10 protein-coding genes are annotated in these 13,926 nt (G+C 70.3%); 6 read left to right on the top strand and 4 right to left on the bottom strand.

The annotated features are described in order from the left end of the window. Positions 1-77: 77 nt before the first annotated feature. Positions 78-1,493, top strand: coding sequence for a sugar porter family MFS transporter (locus ACP4E5_RS15515; RefSeq protein WP_425829048.1), 1,416 nt, complete (start codon positions 78-80; stop codon positions 1,491-1,493). An 87-nt stretch (positions 1,494-1,580) separates the two neighbouring features. Here the strand turns inward: ACP4E5_RS15515 and ACP4E5_RS15510 are convergent, their stop codons facing one another. Together ACP4E5_RS15510 and ACP4E5_RS15505 are read right to left on the bottom strand one after the other, a co-directional pair. After that, positions 1,581-2,558 (bottom strand): LLM class flavin-dependent oxidoreductase, encoded by a 978-nt coding sequence (locus ACP4E5_RS15510; protein ID WP_425829046.1) that lies wholly within the window; start codon positions 2,556-2,558, stop codon positions 1,581-1,583. Between the two features lie 65 nt (positions 2,559-2,623). After that, a complete protein-coding gene (locus ACP4E5_RS15505) occupies positions 2,624-4,069 on the bottom strand; it encodes a cytosine permease (protein ID WP_425829044.1) in 1,446 nt (481 codons plus the stop codon). Positions 4,070-4,304: 235 nt separating this feature from the next. Here ACP4E5_RS15505 and ftsY point away from each other — a divergent pair, with 235 nt between their 5' ends. Next, positions 4,305-5,552, top strand: a complete 1,248-nt coding sequence (gene ftsY / locus ACP4E5_RS15500) for a signal recognition particle-docking protein FtsY (RefSeq protein WP_425829042.1) — start codon at positions 4,305-4,307, stop codon at positions 5,550-5,552. Positions 5,553-5,655: 103 nt separating this feature from the next. Here the strand turns inward: ftsY and ACP4E5_RS15495 are convergent, their stop codons facing one another. Further along, on the bottom strand, positions 5,656-6,333 hold the full coding sequence (locus ACP4E5_RS15495; RefSeq protein WP_425829040.1) for a bifunctional DNA primase/polymerase: 678 nt from the start codon (positions 6,331-6,333) through the stop codon (positions 5,656-5,658). Positions 6,334-6,825: 492 nt separating this feature from the next. On the opposite strand from ACP4E5_RS15495, the gene nsdA reads away from it, so the two are divergent. The 4 genes from nsdA (at position 6,826) to ACP4E5_RS15475 (ending at position 12,804) form a co-directional block, all read left to right on the top strand. After that, the gene (gene nsdA, locus ACP4E5_RS15490; protein WP_425829038.1) at positions 6,826-8,304 is read left to right on the top strand and encodes a transcriptional repressor NsdA; all 1,479 of its coding nucleotides are present in this window, start codon (positions 6,826-6,828) and stop codon (positions 8,302-8,304) included. Positions 8,305-8,632: 328 nt separating this feature from the next. After that, a complete protein-coding gene (locus ACP4E5_RS15485) occupies positions 8,633-9,979 on the top strand; it encodes an ammonium transporter (RefSeq protein ID WP_425829036.1) in 1,347 nt (448 codons plus the stop codon). After that, entirely contained in the window at positions 9,976-10,314 is a 339-nt protein-coding gene (locus ACP4E5_RS15480) for a P-II family nitrogen regulator (protein WP_266714579.1), read from the top strand. Before ACP4E5_RS15485 ends, ACP4E5_RS15480 begins: the two co-directional genes overlap by 4 nt. A 30-nt stretch (positions 10,315-10,344) precedes the next feature. Continuing rightward, entirely contained in the window at positions 10,345-12,804 is a 2,460-nt protein-coding gene (locus tag ACP4E5_RS15475; protein WP_425829033.1) for a [protein-PII] uridylyltransferase, read from the top strand. Positions 12,805-12,870: 66 nt separating this feature from the next. On the opposite strand, the gene ACP4E5_RS15470 is transcribed toward ACP4E5_RS15475, so the two are convergent. After that, positions 12,871-13,896, bottom strand: coding sequence for a glycine betaine ABC transporter substrate-binding protein (locus ACP4E5_RS15470; protein WP_425829031.1), 1,026 nt, complete (start codon positions 13,894-13,896; stop codon positions 12,871-12,873). Between the last annotated feature and the right edge of the window lie 30 nt (positions 13,897-13,926).

Raw genomic sequence — 13,926 nt, 5'->3', positions numbered from 1 at the left:
GTTGTGCGCCACTGGTATCGGATCTGAAGGGCTCGCCCCCACCCCCGGCAGCGAGGCCGGTGGCCCGAGGAGTACATGTGACCAGTGCGGCACCAGTAGCGGGAGCCCGGCAGGAACAGCCGGGCAATCTCCGACGTGTCACCTTCATCGCGGCGGGTGCCGCCATGGGTGGCTTCCTTTTCGGCTACGACAGCTCAGTCATCAACGGAGCGGTCGAAGCGATCCGGGACCGGTACGACATCGGCTCCGGCACGCTCGCCCAGGTCATCGCCATCGCGCTGCTGGGCTCCGCGATCGGCGCGGCGACCGCCGGGCGGATCGCCGACCGGATCGGCCGCGTGCGGTGCATGCAGATCGCGTCGGTGCTCTTCATCATCAGCTCGATCGGCTCCTCCATGCCGTTCGCGCTGTGGGACCTGATGCTGTGGCGCGTCGTCGGCGGCTTCGCCATCGGCATGGCCTCGGTTCTCGGCCCGACCTACATCGCCGAGGTGGCGCCGCCCGCCTACCGCGGCCGGCTCGGCTCCTTCCAGCAGGCCGCCATCGTGCTCGGCATCGCGATCTCGCAGCTGGTCAACTACGGGCTGCTGAACGCGGCCGGCGGTGACCAGCGCGGTCAGCTGCTCGGCCTGGAGGCCTGGCAGGTCATGCTCGGGATCATGGTGATTCCGGCCGCGCTCTACGGCGTCTTCACGTTCATGATCCCGGAGTCGCCGCGCTACCTGCTCGGCAAGGGCCGGCCCGACCAGGCCCGCAAGGTCATCCGTCAGGTCGAGGGTGACGGCGCCGACGCCGAGGTGCGCATCGCCGAGATCGAGGAGGGCATGAAGAACGAGCGTCTGTCGACCTTCAGGGACCTCAAGGGCGCCTTCATCTTCAAGCCGATCGTCTGGGTCGGCATCGGCCTCGCGGTCTTCCAGCAGTTCGTCGGCATCAACGTCGCGTTCTACTACTCCTCGACGCTGTGGCAGTCGGTCGGCGTCGACCCGACGGACTCGTTCTTCTACTCGTTCACGACGTCGATCATCAACATCATCGGCACCGTCGTGGCGATGATCCTGATCGACCGGGTCGGCCGCAGGCCGCTCGCCCTCATCGGCTCCGTCGGCATGGTCATCGGTCTCGCCCTGGAGGCCTGGGCGTTCTCGTACGACCTGGTCGGCGGCAAGCTGCCGAACGCCCAGGGCTGGGTCGCCCTGATCGCCGCCCACTGGTTCGTCTTCTTCTTCGCGATGAGCTGGGGCGTCATCCTCTGGGTCATGGTCGGTGAGATGTTCCCGCCGAAGATCCGTGCCACCGCGATCGGTGTCGCGTCGATGTTCAACTGGCTGGCGAACTACACCATCACCGCGACGTTCCCGTCCCTGTCCGACTGGAACCTGAGCGGCACGTACGTCATCTACACGATCTGCGCGGCGCTCTCCATCCCCTTCACCCTGAAGTTCGTGAAGGAGTACAAGGGCCGGACGCTGGAGGAAGCGGCGACGATCTGACCGCCGCCCCCCTCCCCTGAACCCGGGGAGATGGATCAAACCCCCGCTGCCATCTCCCCGCTGTCGTCACTGCCCCGGCCGAAGGACCTACGACTGGTCCTTCAGCCGGGGCAGTACGTTTTCGCAGTACAGCTGGAGGCTGCGGCGCCCCTCGTCCAGGGGCATGCCGCCGGAGAGCGGGTGCAGGACGTAGTTGTCGAGGCCCTGGGCCAGGCACTCGTCGGGCGTGAGCACCCGGTAGACGCCCTCGGCGCGCAGCTCCTCCACCGACGTCGCCCCCGACTTCACGGCGGACTTGATGTCTCCCGACTGCCATGACGCGTACGTCTGCGCCTCGTGCAGGAAGTGCCGGCCGTGCTCGGCCCAGGTGCGGTCCGGGTCCTCGGACAGGTGCAGGAGCGGGGTCACCTTCCCGGGCATCATGGTCCAGCCCTCGGTCCCGTACTCCTGAAGGCGTTCGTTGTAGTACGTCTCGAGCTCCGGCAGATGGGCGCTCGGGAAGAAGGGGAGGCCGAGCCGGGCCGCCCGGCGCGCGGCCGCCTGCGAGGAGCCGCCGACCAGGAGCAGTGGGTGCGGCTGGGTGAAGGGGCGGGGCGTGACCCGGACCCGGCGTCCGCGGTACTCGAACTCCTCGCCGGTCCAGGCCTTCAGCAGCGTTTCGAGCAGCTCGTCCTGGAGCTTGCCGCGCCGCTTCCACTCCACGTCGAACTGCGCGTACTCCTCCGGCCGGTAGCCGATCCCGGAGACGGTCACCAGGCGGCCGCCGCTGAGCAGGTCGAGCACGGCGATGTCCTCGGCGAGGCGGAGCGGGTCGTGCAGCGGGCCGATGATCGCGGAGACGGTGACCGCGATGCGCTTCGTGGCGCCGAGGACCGCGCCCGCGAAGGTGAAGGGCGAGGACAGCCAGTTGTTGGCGACGCCGTGGTGCTCCTCGGTCTGCACCGTGTCGATGCCCTGCTCGTCGGCGTAGCGGGCCATCTCGACCGCCGCCTGGTAGCGGGCGGCGAGCGTTTCGGGTGTGCCGGCGGGGTCGACGAGGTTGAACCGTACGACGGACACGGGCATGGAAAAGTCCCCCTCCGCGAGGCGTGGAGCCGGATTCGTGGAGGGGGACGTTAGCTGACGGAGCATCAGGAGGCCATGGCTTCGGCGGCGTCGACCTCGTCCGGGGCCCTTGTGGTGTCGGCGGGCTTGGGAAGCGCCAGATACAGCAGGCCGGAGACGACGATCGTGACGACCCAGCCGAGGCCGTACTCACCGATGAAGTTGTTCGAGGCGAGCGGTCCCGAGAACCAGGTCGACGACGTGAACAGCAGGCCGACGACCAGGCCGACCGCCCAGGCGACGCACGCGGCGGGGGAGAAGCCGCCCTTGTACCAGTAGGCGCTGGTGCGGGTGGTGTCGATCAGGGCCGCGGCGTCGTAGTGCTTGCGCTTGAACATGTCCGCGCCGAAGACGCCGACCCAGGCGGAGAAGGCCACGGCGAGCAGCGAGAGGAAGGAGATGAACGAGCTCATGAAGCTCGTCGCCACCAGCATCAGGATGGCGCCGAAGACCAGCGAGATCACCGCGTTGATGGAGACGGCCCAGTGTCGCGGCACCTTGAAGCCGAGGGTCTGCGCGGTGAAGCCGGCCGAGTACATCGACATCGCGTTGATCAGCAGCATGCCGACCAGGGCGATCAGCAGATACGGCACCGCGATCCACATCGGCAGGATCTCGCCGAGGAAGGAGACCGGGTCCTGGGCGGAGGCCAGGTCCGGGGTGGAGACCGCCATCACGGAACCCATCAGGACCATCGGCAGCACGACGATGCCCGCGCCGCCGATCGAGTTCCCGATGATCCCCTTGGTGGAGGCGGTGCGCGGCAGGTAGCGGGTGAAGTCCGGGGAGGACGGGATCCAGCTGACGCCACCGGCGGCGATCATGCCGATGCCCGCGACCATCAGGGACGTCTTGCCCGCGGGCTGCCCGAAGACCTCGGACCAGTCGGTGTTGATGATCAGGTAGACGAGCACCAGGACCGAGAAGATGCCGAAGAGATACGTCGCGTACTTGTTGCACATCTGGACGACGTTGATGCCGAGGCCCGAGATCGCGAACGTGACGCAGACGAACAGCAGCAGGGTGACGATCACCAGGAAGTTGTTCTGCTTGATGCCGAACAGGATGTCCAGGACGGTGAGCACGGCGTACGCGCCGGTCACCGCGTTGATCGTCTCCCAGCCCCAGCGCGCGACCCAGATCAGCGAGCCCGGCAGCAGATTGCCGCGCTGCCCGAACACAGCGCGGGACAGCGCCATGCCGGGGGCGCCGCCGCGCTTGCCGGCGATGCCGATCAGGCCCACGAGGCCGTACGACACGATGGGCGCCGCGATGGCGACGACGATGGCCTGCCAGAAGTTCAGCTTGTACGTCACGACGAGGCTCGCGCCCATCGTGAGCAACAGCACGCTGATGTTGGCGGCGACCCAGGTCGGGAAGAGCTCGCGGGTCTTGGCGGTGCGCTCGGCGTCGGGGACGGGCTCGATGCCGCGTGTCTCCAGCGCGCCTTCGGCTTCGGCGGTCTTGCTCATGCGGTGGGGTTCCGTGCCTCTCGCTCGGCTCGGCCGTGGGGGACGGAGAGCCGGTGGGGGGTGACGGGCCCGCAGGGCCCTTGTGGAGTGGTGTCGCGATCCGGCGTGGTGTCCTGATCGCGTTGGACTCTACGCGCGTTGATGCGACGACTGCCATCGTACTTTAGTCCGAGTCGAACCCGTCAGAGGCCTTTGTCCTTTGGAGGAAGGCACGAACACGGCTTGGGCGGGGCCCATGACTGATACTGGACGGGTTATGGAAACCGTCATCCTTGCTGTAGTCATCGCCGTGGTCGTGATCGGCGCGCTCGGCGGGCTCGTGATCGGCAGCCGCAAGAAGAAGCAGCTGCCCCCGCCCCCGCCGTCGGCGCCCGACATCACCACCGCCCCGCCCACAGAGCCGCACGTCGGCGACGAGGCCGAGACGCCGCGCGACGAAGCGCGGCGCACGATCGAAGAGGTCGACCTCCCCACGGCCGAGCCGGCCGTCGAAGAGGAACCCGAGGCCCCGGCCGCCGAGGAGCCCGCCGCTCCCGAGGTCGAGGTACCGGAGCCGACCGCGGGCCGCCTCGTGCGGCTGCGCACCCGCCTTTCCCGGTCGCAGAACGCGCTCGGCAAGGGCCTGCTCACCCTCCTGTCCCGCGAGCACCTCGACGAGGACACGTGGGAGGAGATCGAGGACACGCTGCTCACCGCCGATGTCGGCGTGCAGCCCACCCAGGAGCTCGTCGAGAACCTCCGCGAGCGCGTCAAGGTGCTCGGCACCCGCACGCCGGACGAGCTGCGCGCGCTGCTGCGCGAGGAGCTCCTGAAGCTGCTCGTCCCCGAGTTCGACCGGACCGTGAAGACCGAGGGGTTCGCCTCCGAGGGAACGACGCCCGGCATCGTGATGGTCGTCGGGGTCAACGGCACCGGCAAGACCACCACCACCGGAAAGCTCGCGCGCGTACTTGTCGCCGACGGCAAGAACGTGGTGCTCGGCGCCGCGGACACCTTCCGCGCGGCGGCGGCCGACCAGTTGCAGACGTGGGGCGAGCGGGTCGGCGCGCGCACCGTGCGCGGCCCCGAGGGCGGCGACCCGGCCTCCATCGCCTTCGACTCCGTCAAGGAGGGCATCGAGGAGGGCGCCGACGTCGTCCTCATCGACACCGCGGGCCGGCTGCACACCAAGACCGGGCTCATGGACGAGCTCGGCAAGGTCAAGCGGGTCGTGGAGAAGCACGCCCCGCTCGACGAGGTGTTGCTCGTCCTCGACGCGACGACCGGGCAGAACGGTCTCATCCAGGCCCGCGTGTTCGCCGAGGTCGTCGACATCACGGGCATCGTGCTGACCAAGCTGGACGGTACGGCCAAGGGCGGCATCGTCGTGGCCGTGCAGCGGGAGCTGGGCGTGCCGGTCAAGCTCGTGGGTCTCGGCGAGGGGCCCGACGACCTGGCGCCGTTCGAGCCGGAGGCGTTCGTGGATGCGCTTATCGGCGAGTAGGCGCTCCGCTTCGACGCGGGAGACCGCGGTCGTGATCGCTCTTGTTCCGGGCGGCGCGGCCGCGGTCTTTTTCGTGTCCGGACCCGCGCCCCTGCCGGGTGTCCTACGCGCAGGGTGAGCGATGCGCCACGTACGCCAGGGTGCCCAACAGCAGCCGGGCCTGCGGCGGTTGGCTCGCCGTGTCCAGGGACGGGGGGCGCAGCCAGCTCGTCGGGCCCTGGCCGCCGCGGTCCGAGGGCGGGGCCGTGACGTACGAACCGGCGCCCAGCGCGTGCAGGTCGAGGGCCGCGTCGTCCCAGCCCATCCGGTAGAGCAGCGTGGGGAGTTCGGCGGCGGCGCCGGGTGCCACGAAGAAGTGGGCGCGGCCCTGCGGGGTGGCGATGACCGGGCCGAGGGGGAGGCCCATGCGCTCCAGGCGGATCAGTGCGCGGCGGCCCGCGGCCTCCGGCACATCGATCACGTCGAACGCCCGGCCGACCGGCAGCAGCACCGCGGCGCCGGGGAACCGGCCCCAGGACTCGGTCACTTGGTCCAGCGTGGCCCCTGCCCGCACCACCGCGGCCGGGTCGAGGGGGTGGGCCCCGGGGGCCGGGCAGCCGGCCTTACCGCAGGAGCACGTGGGATCCGCGGCGCCGGCGGCGCGGGCGCCGGGTACCACGTCCCAGCCCCAGAGGCCGGTGAACTCCGCCACCGTGGTGCAGTCCGAAGCGCGGCCGGACGTGCGGCCGCGGCGACGTGAGCCGGTGCGCATCTCACGCATGCCGCCGATCGTGAAGCCCATGCCCCCTCCAACACCTCCTGCGCGCCGGTGGTTACGCGGCGGAATTGGATCGTTACCCAACGCGCACGCCACCCGGTCGGACCGAAGCCGATTCGCACTGGGGGTGGTGCGCCCTGAGGCGCACGCCCCCGTCCACTCTGGTCCGCCTACTTCCGGCTGTCCTATGTCAAGTGAATCGTGTGGGGCCGCCGCTGGGTTCATTCGAAGGGGTGGCGAATGGTGGCGTTTCCGTGTTCGCCCTCGCCGGAGGGGTGATCGTAGGATTACTTTCAGTGCATGAGCTCTCGGGGTGCGTGCACCCGTGGGTATGCCGGAGGCAAGTCGGTTTCCTGTTCGAGGAGTGACAACTGCCGGACGGGGAGCCGGGTTTGACGGCATCCTGGTAGGGCTTGCGGGCAAGAGTGTGGAGAACAGTGGTCGTCGGGACTTCACACACGGCGGCCTATTCACACACAGCGGCTTAGATGGCTTTCAGGGAATGGGGGCGTTCCAGTGGGCGGCAGCGGCGGTGGCGTCACGAACGCCGAGAAGCGCCCGAACGAGCTGCTCGGTTCGTGGTTCGTGCGCAGTGGCTGGTCCAAGGGCGAGCTGGCGCGCCAAGTGAACCGACGGGCCCGGCAGTTGGGTGCGAACCACATCTCCACGGACACCTCGCGCGTACGCCGATGGCTCGACGGGGAGAACCCGCGTGAGCCGATCCCGAGGATCCTCAGCGAGCTGTTCTCCGAGCGCTTCGGCTGCGTCGTCGCCGTCGAGGACCTCGGCCTGCGCGCCGCGCACCAGGCGCCCTCGGTGTCCGGCGTCGACCTGCCCTGGACCGCCCCCCAGACCGTGGCGCTCATCGGCGAGTTCTCGCGCAGCGACCTGATGCTCGCGCGCCGCGGCTTCCTCGGCAGCTCGCTCGCGCTCGCCGCGGGCCCCGCCCTGGTCGAACCGATGCAGCGCTGGCTGGTGCCGACCCCCGGCGCTTCGGCCAGGTCCGAGCCGGAGTCGGCCACGCAGCGCCGTGGGAACCGGCTCTCGAGGCCGGAGCTCGACCTCCTGGAGTCGACCACGACGATGTTCCGCCAGTGGGACGCCCAGTGCGGCGGCGGTCTGCGCCGCAAGGCCGTCGTCGGCCAGCTGCACGAGGTGACCGACCTGTTGCAGGAGCCGCAGCCCGAGGAGACGACGCGCCGCCTGTTCAAGGTCGCCGCCGAACTCGCCGAGCTGGCCGGCTGGATGAGCTACGACGTGGGCCTGCAACCCACCGCCCAGAAGTACTTCGTCCTCGCGCTGCACGCCTCCAAGGAAGCGGGCGACAAGCCGCTGGGCTCGTACGTGCTCAGCAGCATGAGCCGGCAGATGATCCACCTCGGCCGGCCCGACGACGCCCTCGAACTCATCCATCTCGCCCAGTACGGCAGCCGTGACTGCGCCAGCCCCCGCACCCAGTCCATGCTGTATGCGATGGAGGCCCGCGCGTACGCGAACATGGGGCAGCCCGGCAAGTGCAAGCGCGCCGTGCGGATGGCCGAGGACACCTTCACCGACGCCGACGACTGGGACGACCCGGACCCCGACTGGATCCGCTTCTTCTCCGAGGCCGAACTGCACGGCGAGAACAGCCACTCGTACCGGGATCTCGCCTATGTGGCCGGTCGCAGCCCGACGTACGCGTCGATGGCCGAGCCGCTCATGCAGAAGGCGGTCGACCTGTTCGGGAAGGACGCCGAGCACCAGCGTTCGTACGCGCTGAACCTGATCGGGATGTCCACGGTGCACCTCTTGCAGAAGGAGCCCGAGCAGTCCACGGTGCTCGCGGGGCGGGCCCTGGAGATCGCCAGGAAGGTGCGCTCGGAGCGGGTCAACACCCGGATCCGCAAGACCGTCGACAATGCGACGCGCGATTTCGGTGACGTCGCCGAGGTCATCGATCTCACCGAACAGCTCGCGCTCCACCTGCCGGAGACCGCCGAAGCCGCGGTCTGACGGCCGGGGGAGCACCCCCACAAGCGCCGGCCACGACCACCGTCCCGAAACAGCCCGACTCGGCTCCCCTACGCCAGGTCATCGCGGACGGAGGCCGTGGCCGGTCTCTTTATCCGGTCCGGTCGCGTCACGGTAACGAGCGACCCGGACACAATCCGGCATTTCATCCACCCGTAACACCCGCGACCTCTTCGTCACTGCGGCGAAACACCGAGGGGCCCGAACGGAAACGGCGCTGCGCCAATGTCATGGCGCATAACCGGCCCACCCCTCATGACCGCTCAAGGCTTCGCCCGCACGGGGCCGTACCAACGACGAGGAGACGCCGATGGCATCAGCCATCACGCTGGCGGCAGACGCACCCACACTGTCGCCCGCCAACACAGGTTTCATGCTGATCTGTTCCGCCCTGGTGATGCTGATGACCCCGGGCCTGGCCTTCTTCTACGGAGGCATGGTCCGCGTCAAGAGCACCCTGAACATGCTGATGATGAGCTTCATCAGCCTCGGGATCATCACGATCCTGTGGGTGCTGTACGGCTTCTCGATGGCGTTCGGCACCGACAAGGGCTCGATCGTCGGCTGGAACGGCGACTTCGTCGGGCTCAGTGGAATCGGCATCACCCAGCTCTGGGACGGCTACACGATCCCGATCTATGTCTTCGCCGTCTTCCAGCTGATGTTCGCGATCATCACGCCCGCCCTGATCAGCGGCGCGCTCGCGGACCGCGTGAAGTTCAGCGCCTGGGCGCTGTTCATCGCGCTGTGGGCCACGATCGTGTACTTCCCGGTCGCGCACTGGGTGTGGGGGACCGGCGGCTGGGCCTTCGACCTCGGCGTGATCGACTTCGCCGGCGGTACGGCCGTGCACATCAACGCGGGCGCCGCCGCGCTCGGCGTGATCCTCGTCATCGGCAAGCGCGTCGGCTTCAAGAAGGACCCGATGCGGCCGCACTCGCTGCCGTGGACGATGCTCGGCGCGGGCCTGCTGTGGTTCGGCTGGTTCGGCTTCAACGCCGGCTCGTGGCTGGGCAACGACGACGGCGTCGGCGCGCTGATGTTCGTCAACACGCAGGTCGCGACGGCCGCCGCCATGCTGGCCTGGCTGATCTACGAGAAGATCCGGCACGGCGCGTTCACCTCGCTCGGCGCCGCGTCCGGTGCCGTCGCCGGTCTCGTCGCCATCACTCCTTCCGGTGGTTCCTGCTCGCCGCTCGGCGCGATCGCCATCGGCGCCATCGCGGGTGTGCTGTGCGCCATGGCCGTCGGCCTCAAGTACAGGTTCGGCTACGACGACTCGCTCGACGTCGTCGGCGTCCACCTCGTCGGCGGCATCGCCGGCTCCCTGCTCATCGGCTTCTTCGCCACGGGCGGCGGCCAGTCCGACGCCGCGGGCCTCTTCTACGGCGGCGGCCTCTCCCAGCTGTGGAAGCAGCTCGCCGGTGTCGGCGGCGTCCTCGCCTACTCGCTGATCGCCTCCGCGATCCTCGCCTTCCTCATCGACAAGACGATGGGCATGCGCGTCCCCGAGGACGACGAGGTCTCCGGCATCGACCAGGCCGAGCACGCCGAGACCGCTTACGACTACAGCGGCGTCGGCGGCGGCGCCCTGGCCCGCCAGGCGGTTCCCGCCCCCGTCACGCCGGTTTCCAAGGACAAGAAGGTCGACGCATGAAGCTGATCACCGCCGTCGTCAAGCCGCACCGGCTCGACGAGATCAAGGAAGCCCTCCAGGCCTTCGGCGTCCAGGGCCTGACCGTGACAGAGGCCAGCGGATACGGCCGTCAGCGCGGGCACACCGAGGTCTACCGTGGCGCCGAGTACACCGTCGACCTGGTACCCAAGATCCGGATAGAGGTCCTGGTCGAGGACGACGACGCCGAGCAGCTGCTCGATGTCGTGGTGAAGGCCGCGCGGACGGGCAAGATCGGCGACGGCAAGGTCTGGGCGGTCCCCGTCGAGACGGCCGTGCGGGTGCGCACCGGCGAACGTGGGCCGGACGCGCTGTAAGCGAATCATGGACGGAACGGGAGTCGCCGGGTGACGAGCGGGAACGACGTACGGACCGAAACAGCGGACGACGAGAACTCCACACCCGGCGGCTATGCGGCGGCCCGGCTGCGCCTCCTCCAGGGGGAGGCGCGGTCCGGGCCGCCGCGCCGTGCCGCCCTCGCGGAGCTGACCGACGACTGGCTCGTCGAGCTCTTCGGCGGCGGGGCGCCGGGCGTCTCGCTCGTCGCGGTCGGCGGGTACGGGCGCGGCGAACTCTCCCCGCGCAGCGACCTCGACCTGCTCCTGCTGCACGACGGCTCGGCGGACCCCGGGGAGGTCGCGGCGCTCGCCGACCGCATCTGGTACCCGGTGTGGGACCTGGGCCTCGCCCTCGACCACTCGGTCCGTACGCCGACGGAGGCGCGCAAGACCGCGGGTGACGACCTCAAGGTGCAGCTCGGCCTGCTCGACGCCCGGCACCTCGCGGGTGACCTCGGGCTCACGGCGGGCCTGCGCACCGCCGTGCTCGCGGACTGGCGCAACCAGGCCCCCAAGCGGCTGCCCGAACTGCGCGAGCTGTGCGAGGAACGGGCCGCGCGCCAGGGCGAGTTGCAGTTCCTGCTCGAACCCGACCTGAAGGAGGCGCGGGGCGGCCTTCGGGACGCCACCGCGCTGCGCGCCGTCGCCGCCTCATGGCTCGCGGACGCGCCCCGCGAGGGTCTCGCCGACGCGCGCCGCCGCCTCCTCGACGTACGGGACGCCCTGCATCTGGCCACCGGGCGGGCCACCGACCGGCTCGCGCTCCAGGAGCAGGACCAGGTCGCCGCGGAACTGGGCCTGTTGGACGCCGATACGTTGCTGCGGCAGGTGTACGAGGCCGCGCGCACGGTGTCGTACGCCAGCGACGTCACCTGGCGGGAGGTGGGCCGGGTGCTCAAGTCCCGGTCCGCCAAGCCGCGTTTGCGGTCCCTGCTCGGCGGCGGGAAGGCCGCGCCGGTCGAGCGGTCGCCGCTCGCCGAGGGCGTCGTCGAGATGGAGGGGGAGGTGGTGCTCGCCCGCGCCGCCAAGCCCGAGCGCGACCCGGTGCTGCCGCTGCGCGCCGCCGCCGCTGCCGCCCAGGCCGGGCTGCCGCTGTCGCTGCACGCGGTGCGCCGGATGGCGGCCGCCGCCCGCCCGCTGCCCGCGCCCTGGCCCGCCGAGGCCCGCGAACAGCTGGTCACGCTGCTCGGCGCGGGCCGCCCGACCATCGAGGTGTGGGAGGCCCTGGAGGCCGAGGGGCTGATCACGCGGCTGATCCCGGACTGGGAGCGGGTGCGGTGCCGGCCGCAGCGGAACGCCGTACACACATGGACAGTTGACCGGCACCTCGTCGAGACGGCGGTGCGGGCGTCCGAGCTGACGCGGCGCGTGCACCGGCCCGACCTGCTGCTCGTCGCGGCGCTGCTGCACGACATCGGCAAGGGCTGGCCGGGGGACCACTCGGTGGCCGGCGAGATCATCGCGCGGGACGTCGCCGCGCGGATCGGCTTTGACCGGGCCGATGTCGCCGTGCTCGCCTCCCTCGTACGGCACCACCTGCTGCTCATCGAGACCGCCACGCGGCGCGACCTGGAGGACCCGGCGACCGTACGGTCCGTCGCGGAAGCGGTCGGCTCGGCCGGCACGCTCGAACTGCTGCACGCGCTGACCGAGGCGGACGCGCTGGCCACCGGTCCCGCCGCCTGGTCGTCCTGGCGCGGATCCCTCGTCGCCGACCTGGTCAAGCGGGTCTCCGCGGTGCTCGCGGGGGACGAGCCGGTCGACCCGGACGCCGCCGAGCCGACGGCCGAGCAGGAGCGGCTCGCGGTGGAGGCGCTGCGCACCGGCGGGCCCGTCCTTTCGCTGCGGGCGCAGACGGACGCGGTGCCGACCGAAGGCGAGGGGGCCGGGGAACCGGAGCCGCTGGGCGTCGAGTTGGTGATCGCGGTGCCGGAGCAGGACGGGGTGCTGCCGGCCGTCGCCGGGGTGCTCGCGATGCACCGGCTGACCGTGCGGACGGCGGAGCTGCGGGCGTTGACGCCGCCGGAGGGGGTGGAGGGCGTCGCCCTGTTGCTCGACTGGCGGGTGGCCGCCGAGTACGGCTCGCTGCCGCAGGCCGCGCGGCTCCGGGCCGATCTCGTACGGGCGCTCGACGGCTCGCTCGACATCGCGGCGCGGCTCGCCGAGCGGGACGCCGCGTATCCGCGCAGGCGTGGTGTGGTGGCGCCGGCGGCGCGGGTGACGGTGGCCTCCGCGGGTTCGCGGCGGGCGACGGTGATCGAGGTGCGGGCGCACGACGCGCCGGGGCTGCTGCACCGTATCGGCCGGGCCCTTGAGGCGTCCGGGGTGCGGGTGCGCTCGGCGCATGTGTCGACGCTGGGCGCGAACGCGGTCGACGCGTTCTACGTGGCCGGGGGAGATGGAGGGCCGTTGCCTTCACAGGAGGCGGTGACCGTGGCGCGGGGTGTCGAGGAGGCGCTGCGGGGGTGACGGCCCGCCGGGGGGTGCGGGGGCCGGGGTGTGAACCCCGGCCCCTGTCGCGTCACTTGTGCCGCGTCACTTGCCGATGAAGCCGTTCGTCCGCAGGAAGTACAGCGCGGCCTGATCCGCGCTCTTGCCCTCCAGGTCGACCAGGCCGTTGAGCTTGATGATCGTCTTCTCGGTGAGCGCGTCGCCGAGCTTCTTCGCCAGCTTCGCGAGCTGCGGATTCTTCTTCGCGGTCTCGTCGCGCACGGTCAGCGCGGCCAGCTCCGTCGTGAAGTGCCCCTTGTCGTCGTCCAGGACCTTCAGGTTCAGGGACTCCAGGCGGGCGTCCGTAGTGAACACCTCGGCGAACTTGCAGGGGCTGCCCTTCGCCACGTTCACGAAGTTCAGCGCGAACGCGTTCTGGTACACCTGCGGCGCCGGGAACTTGAGCTTGTACGGGCTCTGTTCCATCGCCGTCAGCTCGCGGTCGAGGAACTCCGATGCCCCGCACAGCGTCGCGTCCTGCGGGTGCTCCTTCGCCAGCTTCGCCAGGTCGCTGATCGAGTCGACCTTGCCGGCACGCCCGGAAGCGTCGGCGGCGCGGGCCATCGCGTACTGGTCGCCGAACTTCGCGGGACCCAGCCACTTGATCTTGTGCTTCTTCAGATCCTCCTGGGACGTCGCCCGGAACTGCGCGGCGCTGCCCTGCACGGGCTTGTCGTGCTGAAGGAACTGGGTCCAGCCGGTGCCGGCGTAGTCCCAGTACATGTCGATGTCGCCGCTCTGCAGCGCGCTGCGCGCGATCGTGGTGCCCTGGAGGCCCGTCTGGTCCTTGGTCCTCGCCCCGGCGGCCTCCAGCGCGTACTTCGTGATCTTGCCGAGGATCTGCTGCTCGGTGAACTCCTTGGAGCCGACCGTGAAGTGCGCGCCCTTCAGGTCGACGTCCTTGGTGATCGAGCCGCCCTCGAGCTGCTTCTTGCTCGCCGTACGCGGCAGGTTGTCGGACCCGCCGGATCCACCGGTGGCCGTGCAGCCGGACAGCGCGGCGCTGCCGAGCAGGGCCGCGCACACTGCGACCGAGACCTTGGCGCGAGCCGTGGCCGGTCCGCTTCGCATGGGTGTCTTCACTTCTCTCACAGGCCCCTT

The organism is Streptomyces fractus (assembly GCF_049844455.1).
Classification (GTDB): Bacteria; Actinomycetota; Actinomycetes; order Streptomycetales; family Streptomycetaceae; genus Streptomyces; species Streptomyces fractus.
The sequence above is the reverse complement of the archived record's forward strand: the minus strand, read 5'-3'. Positions and strand labels throughout refer to the sequence as shown.

What these genes read in the sequence shown, in the direction of transcription:
- ftsY (WP_425829042.1), top strand. Translation starts at nt 4,305, where the DNA reads ATGACTGATACTGGACGGGTTATGGAAACCGTCATCCTTGCTGTAGTC.
- ACP4E5_RS15510 (WP_425829046.1), bottom strand. Translation starts at nt 2,558, where the DNA reads ATGCCCGTGTCCGTCGTACGGTTCAACCTCGTCGACCCCGCCGGCACA.
- ACP4E5_RS15485 (WP_425829036.1), top strand. Translation starts at nt 8,633, where the DNA reads ATGGCATCAGCCATCACGCTGGCGGCAGACGCACCCACACTGTCGCCC.
- ACP4E5_RS15470 (WP_425829031.1), bottom strand. Translation starts at nt 13,896, where the DNA reads ATGCGAAGCGGACCGGCCACGGCTCGCGCCAAGGTCTCGGTCGCAGTG.
- ACP4E5_RS15505 (WP_425829044.1), bottom strand. Translation starts at nt 4,069, where the DNA reads ATGAGCAAGACCGCCGAAGCCGAAGGCGCGCTGGAGACACGCGGCATC.
- ACP4E5_RS15495 (WP_425829040.1), bottom strand. Translation starts at nt 6,333, where the DNA reads ATGGGCTTCACGATCGGCGGCATGCGTGAGATGCGCACCGGCTCACGT.
- ACP4E5_RS15480 (WP_266714579.1), top strand. Translation starts at nt 9,976, where the DNA reads ATGAAGCTGATCACCGCCGTCGTCAAGCCGCACCGGCTCGACGAGATC.